We start from the raw sequence: 15335 nt of genomic DNA, 5'->3' as shown, positions 1-15335 counted from the left end.
TCGCCTGAGTCAAAGGATATGCCTGCCATTGCGCTTCCCCGGCTTGGGGAAGCCGCGGTCGTGCTTACGCACGGCCTGTTGAATAGATTGAAATGCGAGATTCGAGATGCAGAGCCCTGAGACAAAAACCATCAATACAGCAGTTGCGCCCGCACCAATTGCGCCAAAGAAAATCCTAACCGCCATCACCATGGCCTTCAGCAGCACCCTGATCTCCATTCCTGCGCAGGCGGCAGGGGAAATCGAACTGCCTACCGTCGCCGTCACCGCGAACCCGCTAGGCGTCGCCTCCGACGACATGGTCGTCCCGGTCTCCACCTTGAGCGGCCGCGAGCTCTCGCTGCAGCGCGAAAGTACATTGGGCGAAACCCTGAAATCCATTCCCGGCGTTTCCTCCACCTATTTCGGCCCCAACGCCTCGCGTCCCATCATCCGCGGCCTGGATGGGGAGCGCGTGCGCATGATGCAGAACGGCGTCGGTATTTTGGATGCCTCCAGCCTGAGCTTTGACCATGCCGTAGCGCTGGACCCGCTGGTGATCGAGCAGATCGACGTGGTACGCGGCCCTGCGGCCCTGCTTTACGGTGGTAGCGCAGTGGGTGGTGTGGTGAACGCGATTGACCACCGCATTCCAAAGGAGGCTATCGACGGCGTCACCGGACGCAGCGAAGTGCGGTTCGGCGGCGCGGAAAACCAGAAAAATGGCGCGGTCGTCGTCGATGCCGGCAATGGCGTGCTCACCGTGCACGCGGATGCCTACAAGCGCAAAACCGACGATCTCGATATCCCTGGCTACGCCATGTCCCGCCGCAAGAGCGAGCAGACCGGGGAGGCGCGGGAACACAAGGGCCGCCTGGTTAACAGCGGCTCGGATGCCGACGGCGGCGCGATCGGCGCTTCGATAGCGCTGGAAAACGGCTATGTCGGCATGTCCTACTCCACCTTCAACAGCAAATACGGCACGGTGGCGGAACCGGATGTTCTCATCGATATGAAGAGCGACCGCTGGGACTTTGCCTCCGAACTGCGCGACCTGGGCAGCATCATCAGCAAGGTCAAGGTGCGCATGGCCTATACCGACTACGAGCACCAGGAGCTGGAAGACGGCGAAGTGGGCACCACCTTCAAGAACCGCGGCGTGGAAGGCTCGATCGAAGCCACCCACGGCAATATCGGCCCGCTCAACGGCGTGGTCGGCATGCAGTTCCACAACTCCCGCTTCCAGGCGCTGGGCGAGGAAGCCTTCGTGCCGTCCAACCGCACCAATACGCGTGCGGTCTACCTGTATGAAGAGCTGCCGCTGGACGCGCTCAAGCTGACTTTCGGCGGCCGTGTAGAGCACGCCAAGATCGAATCCAAGGGCGGAGACGAGTTCGGGCCCAGCCAGTCGAAATCCTTCACGCCATACAGCTTTGCCGCCGGCGCGCTGTTCAAGCTGGACGAACAGTGGTCCGTCACCGCCAACCTGTCGCACAACGAACGCGCGCCCAGCTACTTCGAACTGTATGCCGACGGCGAGCATGTGGCGACCGACCAGTATGAAGTCGGCTCCAGCGACCTCAAGAAAGAGCGCTCGAACGGCATAGACGCCCAGTTGCGCTGGAAGCAGAACCACGACTCCTTCCACATTGGCGCCTATTACACCCGGTTCAGCAATTTCATCGGGCTGTTCAACAGCGGAGAGCTGGTAAACGAGGACGGTATCCCGGGACAGGCCGATTCCGAAATAACCGAAGCGAGGTTCACGGGCGCCAAGGCGACATTCAAGGGCCTGGAGGCCGAAGGCAAGTTCCGAGTCTATGAGCAGGTCGGCTCGCTGGACCTGAACCTGCGCGGCGACTACGTGCGCGCCACCAACCGCGACACCGGCGATTCGCTGCCGCGCATCTCGCCATTGAAGCTGGGCTTCGGGCTGGATTACCGCTTCAACCGTTTCGGCTCACGCCTGGACGTATTGCGCGCCTTCAAGCAGGACCGCACCGATGCGAACGAGCTCGCCACGGATGGGTACACCCTGGTCAACGCCACGCTGACCTACAAGCTGCCCACCTCGCAATATTTCCAGCTAGAGGCTTTCGCCAAGGCATACAACCTGCTGGACCAGACCATACGCGACCATACCTCCATCCTCAAGGACATCGCGCCCATGGGCGGCCGCTCGCTGCTGGTCGGCCTGCGCGGGGAGTTCTAGCCACAGCGCTGCCCGCGGCCGCGGTATCGCCGCCGCGGGCAGCTTGCGCTATGATGTCGGTCTTGATTCACTTCAACAAAGATCGACATCATGGCACGTACCGTTTTCTGCGTTAAGCTGGGCCGCAATGCTGACGGCCTGGACTTTCCCCCTTATCCCGGCGAGCTCGGCAAGCGTATTTTCGAACATGTCTCCAAGGAAGCCTGGGCCGGCTGGCTCAAGCAGCAAACCATGCTGGTGAACGAAAACCGCCTGAGCCTAGCCGACCCGCAAGCACGCAAATACCTCGCGCAACAGACCGAGGCCTATTTCTTCGGCGATGGCGCGGATACCGCTTCAGGCTACGTCCCGCCCAATAGTTGAACCATTTTTCATTAAAATGTCATATTGCGGGCATACAGTGAGGTTTTCATCATGTTGCCCGTCAAATTGAGTCCCGAATATTTCATCAATCGCGAACTAGGCATCCTGGCCTTCAACCGTCGCGTATTGGCCCAAGCTGAAGACGAAAACGTTCCCCTGCTTGAGCGCCTCAAATTCCTCTGCATTTTCAGCAGCAATATGGACGAGTTCTTCGAGGTGCGCGTGGCGGGCCTCAAGAACCAGATCAAGTACAACTCCCCGCACGTAGGCGCCGACGGCATGCTGCCCAAGCAGGCGCTCGCCAAGGTCAGCAACCTGGCCCACGAAATGGTGGACCACCAATACAAGATTCTCAACGAGGTGGTGCTGCCCCAGCTTGCCGCCCAGGAAATCCGCTTTATCCGCCGCGGGGACTGGAGCGATGTGCAGCGCGAGTGGATCGCGGCTTACTTCTTCCGTGAGCTGATGCCCATCCTCACGCCCATCGGGCTGGATCCGGCGCACCCTTTCCCGCGCGTGCTCAACAAGAGCCTGAACTTTGCCGTCGAGCTGGAAGGCAAGGACGCGTTTGGCCGCAATTCCGGCGTCGCCATCGTACAGGCGCCTCGCGCGCTGCCGCGCGTCATCCGCCTGCCGCGCGACATCGCGGGTTGCGACCACGGCTTCGTGTTCCTGTCCTCCATCCTGCATGCCCACGTCAACGAACTGTTCTCCGGCATGACGGTGAAAGGCTGCTACCAGTTCCGCGTTACGCGCGACAGCGACCTGATCCTGGACGATGAGGAAACCAAGGATTTGCGCCTCGCCCTCCAGGGCGAATTGACCCACCGCCAGTATGGCGATGCGGTGCGGCTGGAAGTGGCCGACAGCTGCCCGACGGAAATGTCCGCTTTCCTGCTGGGGCAATTCGGCCTGAGCCAGGATGACCTTTACCAGGTCAACGGCCTCGTCAACCTCGTCCGCTTGATGCAGATCCCGGACAGCGTGGACCGCCCGGACCTGAAATACCCGCTCTATACGCCCAGCCTGCCGAAGGAAATGGCCAAGGACCCGGACATCTTCAAGGCCATCCGCAAGCAGGATATCTTGCTGCACCACCCGTTCCAGTCGTTCAACCCGGTCGTGGAGTTCATCACGCAGGCCGCCGAAGACCCGCAAGTACTGGCGATCAAGCAGACGTTCTACCGCACCAGCGCCGACTCGACGCTGATGCAGTCCCTGATCGACGCGGCGCAGCGCGGCAAGGAAGTCACCGTGGTCGTGGAGCTGCTGGCGCGCTTTGATGAAGAAGCCAACATCAACTGGGCGGCCAAGCTGGAAAATGCCGGCGCCCACGTCGTCTATGGCGTGGTCGGGCACAAGACCCACGCCAAGATGGCCATGGTCGTGCGGCGTGACGAAGACAAGCTGCGGCGCTATGTGCATATTGCCACCGGCAATTACCACCAGCGCACCGCGCGTCTATATACCGACTTCGGGCTGCTCACCTGCCAGGAAGAAATCAGCGAGGACGTGAACGACGTATTCGCCCAGTTGACTGGCCTGGGACGGGCCAGCAAGTTACGCCATCTCTGGCAGTCGCCGTTCACCCTGCACCAGCGCACGATCAAGGCGATCCAGAATGAAGCCGAGATTGCCAAGTCCGGCAAGAAAGCGCGCATCATTGCCAAGATGAACGCCCTGCTCGATCCCGACGTGATCCGCGCCTTGTACGATGCCTCCTGCGCCGGCGTTCAGATCGAGCTCATCGTGCGCGGGGTTTGCGCCTTGCGTCCCGGCATCCCCGGCGTATCGGAAAACATCAAGGTGCGCTCCATCGTCGGCCGCTTCCTCGAGCATACCCGCATCTTCTATTTCTACGACAACGGCGCCGAGCACATCTACCTGTCGAGCGCAGACTGGATGTACCGCAACTTCTTCCGCCGCATCGAAGTATGCTTCCCATTGCTGGATGCCAAGGTGAAGAAGCGCGTTTTCAAGGAAGGCCTGGAGCCCTACCTCAAGGATAATTCCAACGCCTGGGAAATGCAGCCGGACGGTAATTACGAGCTCAAGCCAGGCCGCCGCGCCAGCTTTTCAGCACAGCAGTTCCTCATGGCGGAGTATGGCCAGGAAATATTGCCTGACGCCTGAGCGAGTACGCATTTTAGTAACAGAAAAGGCCGGAACACCCGGCCTTTTTCTTGTTATTACGCATGTGCAGCAAGATGCTGTCTCAGGAAACCAGCTCCAGGCTCAGGCCGATCTCTTTCCAGTAGGCCACTTCATTGAATAGCTCCGCTTCCGTCAGAGGGTTCTCCTTGAGCCATGCAGAGTCAATATTGAGCTGGTAGCCGGACTTCAGGATCGACAATGCTGGCTCCGGGTAATGGTCGGGCTGTCGATTGCGGTGGAACAGCACGGCCAGTCGCAAAATCAGGATCAACAGCAAGCGGTCATGGTGTCCGATCAGGTCGGCCTCAAGCTTGGCAAGGGAGCGCCGGTGCGCTTTGACCAGCAGGCCCAGCGTCTCCTGCTCCATGTTGGAGAAGCCCGGCATGTCGGCATTCTCGACTATATAGGCGGAATGCTTGTGATAACCCGCATGGGCGATGGAGACACCAATCTCGTGCAGGTATGCGGCCCAGGTCAGGTATTGTGCCGCCGTTTCTTCATCCCATTGCTGCAATTGGCCGGCGCATTGCGCCAGCAGGCGCAATGCCATTTCGCGCACGCGCTCGGCCTGATCGGGCTCTACATGGTAGCGCCGCATGAAGCTTGAAACCGTGATCTCGCGGACATCCTGGTCATGCAGGCGGCCGAGCAGTTCATAAAGCACGCCTTCGCGCAGGGCACTGTTCGCCGTTGTCATGCGTTCGATCTTGAGGGCGTCGAATGCCGCCGTCATGATGGCCAGCCCGCCTGGCAGCACCGCCGCGCGGTCGGCACTCAAGCCAGGCAAGTCGATCTTTTTGATGTCCTTGACCTTGATCAATTGCTCGCGCAGAAACTCCAGGCCCTCCCTGGTAATTTCGCCTTCGCTCAAGCCGCTCAGGCGGATGATCTCGCCCAAGGCCTTGGCCGTCCCGGACGAGCCGACCGCTTCGTCCCAGCCTTCCGCAATGAAATGCTTACGTATGCTCTGGATTTCCGCGGCAGCGGCAATGCGTGCGCGCTCGAATGCATTTTCCGTCAGTTTGCCGTCAGGAAAATAGCGCAGGCTGTAGCTCACACAGCCCATATACAGGCTTTCCATTTCGATGGGATCGATACCCTGCCCGATGATGAACTCGGTAGAGCCACCGCCGATGTCGATCACCAGGCGCTTGTGCGTGGCAGGGGGCAGGCTGTGGCTGACGCCGACGAAAATCATGCGCGCTTCTTCACGGCCTGCGATGATTTCGATGGGGAATCCGAGCGCGGCCTGCGCTTCTTCCATCAGGTTGGGTGCATTGCGCGCAACGCGGAAGGTATTGGTGGCAACCGCACGCACCGCCTGCACAGGCAATCCACGCAGGCGCTCGCCAAAACGCTTGAGACAGTCAATTGCCCGTTGCTGGGCATCGGCACTGAGGTTGTTCTTCGCATCCAGCCCCGCGCCCAGGCGGACGGCTTCACGCAAGGAGTCATGGAAAATGAGGTGGCCGTCTGCAACCCGTGCGAGCTGCAGACGGAAACTGTTGGAACCCAGATCGACTGCCGCGATCTCAGGAAAATCCGATTTTTTGGTAGGCAAGTTCGACCTTCTTGTAAAACGCTAAACCGTTTGCCGCCATCGCGGCGGCTGACATCAGGGTTCCTGAGCTTCGCGCTCCATCTCCTGCACCGTGGTATGGCGTACGTCCTTACCTTTTACCATGTAGATCACGTATTCGGCAATATTCTTGGCATGGTCGCCGATGCGTTCGATGGCCTTGGCGACGAACAGGACTTCCAGCGACATGGAAATGGTGCGCGGGTCTTCCAGCATGAAGGTGATCAGCTGGCGCATCGCGGCACGGAACTGCTCGTCCACCTGCTCGTCCTGGCGTGCCACGTCCACGGTCTTGGTCACATCCAGGCGCGCAAAGGCGTCCAGCGCGGTGCGCAGCATTTCGCGCACATGGCCGACCATGGTCTTGATCTCGTTGAATCGCGGCGTATAGAGGCGGCCGGACTCGGACACTTTCTGCGCCACGCGGGCAATCTTGGTCGCCTCGTCGCCGATTCGCTCCAGGTCGGTAATGGTCTTGACCACCATCATGATCATGCGCAGGTCGCCCGCGGCAGGCTGGCGGCGGGCGATGATGTGGCTGCAGTCCTCGTCCACCTGTACTTCAAGCGCATTCACCTTGTGGTCATTCGCAATCACCTTGTCGGCCAAGGTGAGGTTGACAGTCACCAGGGCTTCCAGCGCATTGACGATTTGCTGCTCGACCAAACCGCCCATTTCGAGCACTTTTGCACGGACTGATTCCAGCTCGGCATCGTATTGCTTGTATGTATGTTCAAATTGCATAACGCGATCCCTTCCGTGATTGAAACTGACCGGACTGCGCTAGTTCCGGCCAGTGTTTTGAGTCAACGTTGTAGTGTAATTGCCGATTATGACAATTTCATGTTGAACTGGCGCGTGTCGATTACTTGGCGGTCAATGTCTTGACGCCGTCCGCTGTCGCCAGCAGCAGCACATTGGCTGGACGGGAAGCGAACAGGCCGTTGGTCACGACGCCGACGATGGCGTTGATCCTGGTTTCCAGCTCCACCGGGTCGGCGATGGTCAGGCCGTGCACGTCCAGGATCACGTTGCCGTTGTCAGTGGTGAAGTCGCGCAGCTTGGGCTGGCCGCCCAGCTTCACCAGCTCGCGCGCCACGTGCTCTCGCGCCATCGGGATCACCTCGACGGGCAGCGGGAACTTGCCCAGCACGGGCACCAGCTTGCTCTGGTCGCAGATACAGATGAAGTCCTTGGCACAGGCAGCCACGATCTTCTCGCGTGTCAGCGCGCCGCCGCCACCCTTGAGCATGTGCATCTGCTCGGTGATTTCGTCCGCGCCGTCGACGTAGATTTCCATGCCGTCCACGTCGTTGAGGTCGAACACTTCGATGCCATGGCCGCGCAGGCGCTGGGCAGTCGCTTCGGAGCTGGCGACGGCGCCGTCGATGCGGTCCTTGACCTTGGCCAGCTCATCGATAAAGAAATTGGCCGTGGAGCCCGTGCCCACGCCGATGATGCCGCTCTTCACATACTCGACGGCCGCCTTGGCAACCTGTTGCTTCAATTCGTCTTGTGTAGCCATTTATTTAAACCTTTTGCTTATTTGTGACCAAATCGGGGCTTGCAAACGCTGTATGAGCCAGCGCAACATTTTGCAGGCCCCGTGTTTTCTTTATAATTCAGGTTCTTTGTGAACCAAACCCCTCAATCATACACTGCCGCACTATACAGTGCAGCCCTGGACAGCGTCCCCAATGAAAATCGATTACCTGCAGAAAATCAAATCCGCCCGCGTTTACGATGTCGCGAGCAAGACCCCGTTGGACCTGCTTCCCAACATTTCCCGACGCATCCACAACCAGGTACTGCTCAAACGCGAGGACATGCAGCCCGTGTTTTCATTCAAGCTGCGCGGCGCCTATAACAAGATGGCGCAGCTTTCCACCGAGGCATTGTCGCGCGGCGTGATCACCGCTTCGGCAGGCAACCATGCGCAGGGCGTAGCCCTGGCCGCCAAGAATGCAGGCTGCCGCGCCGTCATCGTCATGCCGGTCACCACGCCCGGCATCAAGGTCGATGCCGTGCGCAACCGCGGCGCCGAAGTGGTGCTGGCTGGCGAATCCTACACGGATTCGTACAACCATGCGCTGAAGCTCATGAATGAGCATCAGCTCACGTTCGTCCACCCTTTCGACGACCCGGACGTGATCGCGGGACAAGGCACCGTGGCGGTGGAGATATTGCAGGACAACCCCGGCCCTATCGAGGCCGTTTTCTGCCCAGTCGGCGGCGGCGGCCTCATCGCCGGCGTGGCTGCCTATATCAAGGCGGTACGCCCCGAGATCAGGATCATCGGCGTCGAGGTCAACGACGCCAATGCGATGACGGTTTCGCTGCAACGAGGCGAACGGGTCACATTGGACCAGGTCGGCCTGTTTGCGGACGGCAAGGCGGTCAAGCTGGTCGGCGAAGAGACTTTCCGCCTGTGCCAGCAATATGTCGACGACATGATCCTGGTCGACAACGACGCCATCTGCGCGGCCATCAAGGACGTATTCGAGGATACGCGCGCTATCCTCGAGCCGACGGGCGCCCTGGCGCTGGCCGGCCTCAAGGCCTATGCCCAGCAGCACAACCTGCAAGACAAGACATTGGTGGCGGTCGCCTCGGGCGCTAACATGAGCTTCGACCGCCTGCGCTTCGTCGCCGAACGCGCGGAAATCGGCGAGAAGCGCGAAGCGGTGCTGGCCGTGACCATTCCCGAAACTCCAGGCTCATTCAAGAAGTTCTGCCGGCTGATCGGCAACCGCAACATCACCGAGTTCAACTACCGCTATGCCGACGCCACGGCCGCGCATATCTATGTCGGCGTCGCCATTCAGGACCCAAGTGAATCCGGCATGCTGGTCAGGCAATTGCAGGAGCACGGCTTGCCGGCATTGGACTTGAGCGAGAATGAAGTGGCAAAACTGCACCTGCGCCACCTGGTAGGCGGCCATGCGCCGCAGGCCGAGCACGAGCAGGTCTACCGCTTCGAATTCCCGGAAAAACCCGGGGCGCTGATGAACTTCCTCGACAGCATGCGCCACGACTGGAACATCAGCCTGTTCCATTACCGCAACCATGGCGCGGATTTCGGCAGGGTGCTGGTCGGCATGCAGGTGCCGCCCGGCGAGGAACAGGCATTCACCGATTTCCTGCAGAACCTGGGCTACCCGTACTGGGAGGAAAGCAACAACCCGGCTTACAAACTGTTCCTCGGCTAAGTTCCGACACCCAAATGAAAAGCCCGCCGATTGGCGGGCTTTTTGCATATCCTAAGCTTGAATCAGGCTTTGTCAGCCAAAGGCGTGCCGTATGCGGTGATATCGTAATCGGTGAGCTCGTAGCCTAGCTCGCGCACGATCACCTTGAGGCGCTCTTCGATGCCGAGGTCATAGAATTCGCGCACTTCACCGGTGCTGGTGCTGACCAGGTGGCCATGGTGCTCTTCGCCGTCGTTCAGCTCATACACGGCCTTGTTGTTGCCCAACTGGCTTTTCTTCAAGAGCCCGGTCTGCTCGAATTGCGCCAATACGCGATACACCGTAGCCAAGCCGAACTCGGAATGCTCGGTGATCAGGATCCGGTATACATCTTCAGCCGCCAGGTGGCGTTGCTCGCTGTTACGGAAGATATCCAGCACCTTGAGACGTGGCAACGTGATTTTCAGGCCACTGTTTCTCAAATCCTGATGCGGATCCACTATTCCGTCTTCTTTTTTCGTTCCCACTATCATCTCCTTAATCAATTGAATCCTGACGCCGCAATAGCATATCACGCATTGCGATGATGCCAAGCATCAGGCAAGCAGTTTCATGATGAACTCCCAGTCCCTGGGGTCCACCGGCGTAATCGAGAGCCGGTTGCCGCGTTGCAGGATGCGCAGGTTCTGCAGCTCCGGCGTTTCACGCAATTCTTTCAAGCTCAACAAGCGCGTCTTGCGCACCAGCTTCACATCCACATTGAACCAGCGCGGATTCTCGGGCGTCGCCTTAGGATCATAGTACTTATGGCCCTCGATAAACTGCAGGCGGTCGGGATAAGCCAGCTTGCTGACTTCGGCAATGCCCACGATGCCAGGCTCCGCACAATTGGAATGATAGAACAATACGCCATCGCCGACCTTCATCTGGTCTCGCATGAAGTTGCGCGCCTGGTAATTGCGCACCCCGTACCAATCTACAGTTTGGCCTGGAAAGGCAGCCAGGTCATCGATCGACACATCGGACGGCTCGGATTTCATCAACCAGTAACGCATGAAATTCTCAAATCAACACAGATTCCGTATCATAACCCGAGTCGCATTCAAATTCAGAATCTCCAGCATGGCCCGCAACGTCCTTGGCACCACATTACAACCTTGCAGTATGGACCCGATCACGGGCTTCACCCGCAACGGCAGCTGTGAAACCGGACCCGAAGACATCGGCAGCCATACCGTGTGCGCCATGATGACCGAGGAATTCCTCGCATTCTCGCTCTCCAGGGGCAACGACCTCAGTACGCCGCGGCCGGAATACGGCTTCCCCGGGCTGGCGCCGGGCGAGCGCTGGTGCCTGTGCGCATCGCGCTGGCACGAAGCTGCCGAGGCAGGCTATGCCCCGCCAGTGGTACTGGAAGCGTCCCACGAGCGTGCATTGGAGATTGTCAGCCTTGCCGACCTGGAATACAACGCCTTGAGATAAGGGCCTGCCCATGAGGCGTGACAACTGAATGGAGTTCCCCGCAAATGCCATCCGGACCGGCATCCTGAACCTGTACGGTTCAAGTGGTAACGACCTAAAGCTACGTTAGGTACACCCGCATCGGAGCGCGCACACTGTTACTTAACAGACCGAAACCAAAGCCAAATTTATGGTTCAAGGAATCTATGGCCCGAACAGCACCGCAGGGAACAAAGGGAAGAAGCCGGGATCCGTCAGGCCTCTGAAAACTTGTGGCAGTTGAACTGTCTTGGATTAAAAAACCGCTTTAAAACAGCTGGTTTTGATCGTCGCCGACGACAGTGTCAATCTGCTCCTGCATGGAAGCAATTCTACGCTTGAAATCGCCAATGTCAAAACCGCCGGCATCGGTCGTCAATAGCTCATGCGCGATATTGAGCGCCGCCATGATGGCAATCTTCTCGGCACCCACCACCTTACCGGTGTCGCGGATTTCGCGCATTTTCTTGTCGAGATAATCGACCGAGCGCAACAAGGCCTCGCGCTCGTCGTCGGAACACGCGATCGTCAGCTCGCGCCCCATGATGCTGACATCGACGCCGCGCACGCTGCTCATACGGTTCCCTCCGGAAGACGCTCGATCAGGGCCTGCAGCTTCTGGCTGGCAAGCTCCATGTTTTCCTTCATCTGCTTGTTGTCATCCTGGGAGCGCACAAGCTCCTGACGGAGCTCAAGATTTTCAGCCCGCAACAATTGGCATAGGGATATCAACTGCGCGAGCTTTTCTTCCAACGTGATCAAATCAGCATTCATGGCGCCACTATAATTGCAAAATCAGCACATGGTCAACTGCACCCAAGAATTTATGGCATGTTTACAATATCTTATATTGAAAACTTATTTCACCGCATAAAGAGCGAATCATTTATAATCAATAGCAAGTTTTGAGGTGTCCTTGGCCTGTTCATGGCGCAAGGGTGAAACTGGGAAACAGGTGCGTGGCATCCCGACGATGCGATCCACAATGCCTGTGCTGCCCCCGCAACGGTAAGCAAGCCGGTATGCCAACATGCCACTGTGAGAAGTTTTCATGGGAAGGCGGCATATCACTGATCTTGCAAGCCCGGAGACCGGCCTGAAGACGACTAGGAAGTGCTGCGGGGATGCGGCTGACCGATGACCATCCGGCGACGGATCATGCCCCCTGCACACTCTCATTCGTTACCAGCTCTCGCGGGGCCGCGAGAGCTTTATGGAGTTTGCAGTTTGATGTTCCGATTTTCCCTGGGCACCGCCCTTGCCGCAATCTATTCCCTACCCCTGGCGGCCAATGCTGCCGATCTCCGGCTGGAAGACACTATTGTCACGGCTTCGCGTACTGAACAGAAAAGCAGCGAGGTAATCGGTGATGTATCCGTCATTACAGCCGAGCAAATACAAAAGGCTGGCCAGTCCACGCTGGCAGAGTTACTGGCGATGCAGCCTGGCATCGAAATGAGCAGTAACGGCGGCGTTGGCAAATCGACCAATATCTACATGCGCGGCGCCAACACTACGCACACTCTGATTCTGATTGACGGCGTACGCATCAGCTCTGCCACTACCGGCGAAACTGCCATTCAACACATTCCCCTGAGCCAGATTGATCATGTGGAAATCCTGCGCGGACCGGCCAGCAGCATGTATGGAGCTGACGCCATTGGCGGCGTCATCCAGATATTCACCAAGAAAGGCCAAGGCGCGCCTAAATTCAATGCATCAGTAGGACTCGGCACCTACGGTACGGCAATCGGTGAAGCAGGCGTAAACGGCCGCATAGGCAATACCAGCTACAGCCTGCAAGGCGGCATGACCCATGTGCATGGCATCAATGCCGTTCGCAACAAAAATGTGGTCAGTTATAACGCAGATGCCGATGGTTTTCGCAACCAGAACCTCAGTGCGAACATCAGCCAGCACCTCACGGAAAACCACGAAATTGGGCTGAACATTCTGGTGACCGACAGCCGGAATTTCAATGATGGCGGATCCTCACGCACTACCGCCAGATATGATTACTTCCTTGACCAGACCTTGTCGAGTTATACCCTATTCAGTAAAAACCGTTTCACCGATGCATGGGCCAGCACATTCAGCATTGCAAGAAGCATTGACGATCTATCGTCCTACACCAAGCGTCCGGCATCAACCACCGAAAGCATGATCAAGACCACCCAGGATCAATACATCTGGCACAACATATTGACTACGAAAGCCGGGGTATTCAACATCGGCGTGGAACGGCGGGAGCAGAAAGTCGAATCCAACGCCACGCCCGCCCTGCTGGTGACGGAGCGGGATATCCAATCCTATCTCGCCGGCTGGCAAAGACAATTTGATCAACACCGCGTCCAGATCAACCTGCGCAATGATGACAACTCCCAGTTTGGCAACAAAACCACTGGCAATATCGGCTACGCCTATCAAATCACACCACAGTGGAAAGCCAGCGCCAGCTTTGGCACCGCTTTCGCCGCGCCAACATTCAACCAGCTCTACGCTCCCGCGACCGCGTTCGGTGGCGTGACTTATGCCAGCAATCCCGACCTCAAACCTGAAGAGTCCCGCAACAAGGAAATCGGATTGCAGTATGAAAACGGCCAGCATGCGGCCGGCGTGTTGTATTACCACAATGATATCGACAACCTGATTACCCGCACGGCATCGGGCAACTTCCGGCAAACAGTCAATATCGACCAGGCAAGGTTACGAGGCCTCACATTGAATCTGCGAACATCAATTGCAGGATTTATTATTAGAGCAAATGCTGATTTCCAGCGTCCTGAAGATGCCGGGAATGGTAACCTGCTACCTCGCAGAGCAAAAGAGCATGGGACACTGTCTCTCGCCAAATCATTTGGCGCTTGGGAGTGGGGAAGTGAAATTATCACATCCGGTCATCGTTTCAACGATACGTCCAACACTGAACGCCTCTCCGGCTATACCCTGGTCAACCTATACGGCAACTACCGCATCAACGACGACTGGTCCGTGAATACGCGCGTCAACAACCTGTTCGACCGCAAGTACGAATTGGCAAAGGATTACGGCACGTTTGGCGCCAACCTGTTTGTATCCGTGCGCTATGCGCCTACGCTGTAAATCCTCTGGCGGCTGCGGATTTCGGTTAAAATTCAGTGTTTTTGATCATTGACCCAGCCCCAAGGAAGACAACCATGCTGACACTCAACAAGAATCACCAGATCATGATCGGCCTCGTACTGGCCGCCTTGCTCATCGTGACCCGCGGCCATCATTTCGCCGCGATCAACCACCTGCCCAGCGCATCCTGGGCGGTATTCTTCCTGGCCGGGGTCTATCTGCGCCCGGCCTGGACATTCCCTGCCCTGCTCGGCCTGGCCGCCGCGCTCGATTTCGCCGCCGTGACCTGGGGCGGCGTGGATAATTTCTGCACTTCACCTGCCTACGGTTTCCTGTTGCCTGCCTACGGTACGCTCTGGCTCGGCGGGCGCTGGTTCGCCAAGTACTACCAGTTCGCTTTCAAGAGCCTGGCCACGCTGGCTGCTACCGTGGTCGCCAGCAGCTTCGTCTGCCATCTGTTCTCCAGCGGTGGCTTCTATTTCTTCTCCGGCCGCTATACCGAGCCAACTCTAGCCGAATTCCTGCCGCGTATCGCCAAGTACTACCCATCCTCGTTGGGCACATTGGCGTTTTACGTGGCGACTGCCGTCATCATCCACATCGTGGTGAAGGCGGTATACGCTGATCACAAACGTACCGCATGACCGACCAGGAAAAACCAGACCTCAACCAGCGCCATTCCGAAAGAATGGCGCGCAAGAAAACCGTCATCGACGCCAAGATAGAGGCCGCCCGTATCGAGCGCGGCCTGTTCCTGGTCAATACCGGCAACGGCAAGGGCAAGTCCACCGCCGCCTTCGGCCTACTCGCCCGCGCGCTCGGCCATGGCATGAAAGCCGTGGTGGTGCAGTTCGTCAAGGGCCGTTCCGACACCGGCGAGGAAGCCTTCTTCCGCCACCAGCCCAATGTCAGCTGGCATGTGATGGGCGAAGGCTTCACCTGGGAAACCCAGAACCGCGAGCGCGACGTCGCCGCCGCCCAACAAGGCTGGCAGGCTGCGCAAGCCGCGCTCAGGGATGAAAGCGTGGGTGTCGTCATCCTCGACGAGCTCAACATCGTCCTCAAATACCATTACCTCGACCTGCAGCAAGTGCTGGCCGACATTGCCGCCCGTCCCGCCATGCAGCATGTAGTCGTCACCGGCCGCGCCGCGCAGCCCGAACTCATCGAGCAGGCCGATACCGTCACCGACATGACCATGGTCAAGCATGCCTTCAAGAACGGCGTACAGGCGATGCCAGGGGTGGAGTGGTAGGCT

16 protein-coding genes, 1 other RNA gene and 1 riboswitch are annotated in these 15335 nt (G+C 58.3%); of the genes, 8 read left to right on the top strand and 9 right to left on the bottom strand.

Going from position 1 to position 15335, the window contains the following annotated elements; genetic code table 11:
* Positions 1-9: 9 nt before the first annotated feature.
* Positions 10-207, bottom strand: a complete 198-nt coding sequence (locus ACJSDX_RS09280; protein WP_407994465.1) for a hypothetical protein — start codon at positions 205-207, stop codon at positions 10-12.
* Between ACJSDX_RS09280 and ACJSDX_RS09275 the strand changes: the two genes are divergently transcribed.
* The 3 genes from ACJSDX_RS09275 to ppk1 all read left to right on the top strand — a co-directional run bounded on the left by ACJSDX_RS09275 (position 191) and on the right by ppk1 (position 4687).
* Entirely contained in the window at positions 191-2191 is a 2001-nt protein-coding gene (locus ACJSDX_RS09275) for a TonB-dependent receptor (protein ID WP_407994464.1), read from the top strand. The two genes, ACJSDX_RS09280 and ACJSDX_RS09275, sit on opposite strands and share 17 nt — an antisense overlap.
* A 90-nt stretch (positions 2192-2281) precedes the next feature.
* Entirely contained in the window at positions 2282-2554 is a 273-nt protein-coding gene (locus tag ACJSDX_RS09270) for an oxidative damage protection protein (RefSeq protein WP_309566872.1), read from the top strand.
* Between the two features lie 51 nt (positions 2555-2605).
* Positions 2606-4687 carry a polyphosphate kinase 1 gene (ppk1, locus tag ACJSDX_RS09265; protein ID WP_407994463.1) on the top strand — a complete coding sequence of 694 codons (2082 nt, stop codon included), beginning with the start codon at positions 2606-2608 and terminating at the stop codon, positions 4685-4687.
* 82 nt (positions 4688-4769) lie between these two features.
* Here ppk1 and ppx read toward each other — a convergent pair whose 3' ends face one another.
* The 3 genes from ppx to rpiA all read right to left on the bottom strand — a co-directional run bounded on the left by ppx (position 4770) and on the right by rpiA (position 7812).
* Entirely contained in the window at positions 4770-6269 is a 1500-nt protein-coding gene (gene ppx, locus ACJSDX_RS09260) for an exopolyphosphatase (protein WP_407994462.1), read from the bottom strand.
* Between the two features lie 54 nt (positions 6270-6323).
* Positions 6324-7031, bottom strand: a complete 708-nt coding sequence (gene phoU / locus ACJSDX_RS09255) for a phosphate signaling complex protein PhoU (protein ID WP_226757426.1) — start codon at positions 7029-7031, stop codon at positions 6324-6326.
* A 121-nt stretch (positions 7032-7152) separates the two neighbouring features.
* Entirely contained in the window at positions 7153-7812 is a 660-nt protein-coding gene (gene rpiA, locus ACJSDX_RS09250; protein ID WP_407994461.1) for a ribose-5-phosphate isomerase RpiA, read from the bottom strand.
* Positions 7813-7984: 172 nt separating this feature from the next.
* Here rpiA and ilvA point away from each other — a divergent pair, with 172 nt between their 5' ends.
* Positions 7985-9496: a threonine ammonia-lyase, biosynthetic gene (ilvA, locus tag ACJSDX_RS09245; RefSeq protein WP_407994460.1), complete on the top strand. Its 1512-nt coding sequence runs from the start codon at positions 7985-7987 to the stop codon at positions 9494-9496.
* A 62-nt stretch (positions 9497-9558) separates the two neighbouring features.
* Here the strand turns inward: ilvA and ACJSDX_RS09240 are convergent, their stop codons facing one another.
* Together ACJSDX_RS09240 and ACJSDX_RS09235 are read right to left on the bottom strand one after the other, a co-directional pair.
* Entirely contained in the window at positions 9559-10008 is a 450-nt protein-coding gene (locus ACJSDX_RS09240; protein WP_309566867.1) for a ferric uptake regulation protein, read from the bottom strand.
* 63 nt (positions 10009-10071) lie between these two features.
* Entirely contained in the window at positions 10072-10530 is a 459-nt protein-coding gene (locus ACJSDX_RS09235) for an EVE domain-containing protein (protein ID WP_309566866.1), read from the bottom strand.
* A 67-nt stretch (positions 10531-10597) separates the two neighbouring features.
* On the opposite strand from ACJSDX_RS09235, the gene ACJSDX_RS09230 reads away from it, so the two are divergent.
* On the top strand, positions 10598-10957 hold the full coding sequence (locus tag ACJSDX_RS09230) for a DUF2237 family protein (protein WP_407994459.1): 360 nt from the start codon (positions 10598-10600) through the stop codon (positions 10955-10957).
* Between the two features lie 31 nt (positions 10958-10988).
* On the opposite strand, the gene ssrS is transcribed toward ACJSDX_RS09230, so the two are convergent.
* From ssrS to ACJSDX_RS09220, 3 genes are all read right to left on the bottom strand, one after another.
* A non-coding RNA gene (ssrS, locus tag ACJSDX_RS14355) (6S RNA) lies at positions 10989-11169 on the bottom strand.
* A gap of 74 nt (positions 11170-11243) precedes the next feature.
* A complete protein-coding gene (locus ACJSDX_RS09225; protein ID WP_309566864.1) occupies positions 11244-11552 on the bottom strand; it encodes a cell division protein ZapA in 309 nt (102 codons plus the stop codon).
* On the bottom strand, positions 11549-11749 hold the full coding sequence (locus tag ACJSDX_RS09220; protein WP_309566863.1) for a hypothetical protein: 201 nt from the start codon (positions 11747-11749) through the stop codon (positions 11549-11551). Before ACJSDX_RS09220 ends, ACJSDX_RS09225 begins: the two co-directional genes overlap by 4 nt.
* A gap of 117 nt (positions 11750-11866) precedes the next feature.
* A riboswitch (cobalamin riboswitch) is annotated at positions 11867-12089 on the top strand.
* Positions 12090-12205: 116 nt separating this feature from the next.
* On the opposite strand from ACJSDX_RS09220, the gene ACJSDX_RS09215 reads away from it, so the two are divergent.
* From ACJSDX_RS09215 to cobO, 3 genes are all read left to right on the top strand, one after another.
* Positions 12206-14077 carry a TonB-dependent receptor domain-containing protein gene (locus tag ACJSDX_RS09215; protein ID WP_407994458.1) on the top strand — a complete coding sequence of 624 codons (1872 nt, stop codon included), beginning with the start codon at positions 12206-12208 and terminating at the stop codon, positions 14075-14077.
* A 74-nt stretch (positions 14078-14151) separates the two neighbouring features.
* Positions 14152-14721 (top strand): hypothetical protein, encoded by a 570-nt coding sequence (locus ACJSDX_RS09210; RefSeq protein WP_407994457.1) that lies wholly within the window; start codon positions 14152-14154, stop codon positions 14719-14721.
* Positions 14718-15332 (top strand): cob(I)yrinic acid a,c-diamide adenosyltransferase, encoded by a 615-nt coding sequence (gene cobO, locus ACJSDX_RS09205; protein WP_407994456.1) that lies wholly within the window; start codon positions 14718-14720, stop codon positions 15330-15332. Before ACJSDX_RS09210 ends, cobO begins: the two co-directional genes overlap by 4 nt.
* The last annotated feature ends 3 nt before the right edge of the window (positions 15333-15335 follow it).

The sequence above is a fragment of the Methylobacillus draconifructus genome (assembly GCF_045984355.1).
In the GTDB taxonomy this organism is placed as follows: Bacteria; Pseudomonadota; Gammaproteobacteria; order Burkholderiales; family Methylophilaceae; genus Methylobacillus; species Methylobacillus flagellatus_A.
Note: the sequence above shows the minus strand (reverse complement) of the source record. Positions and strands in the feature narration are given on the sequence as shown.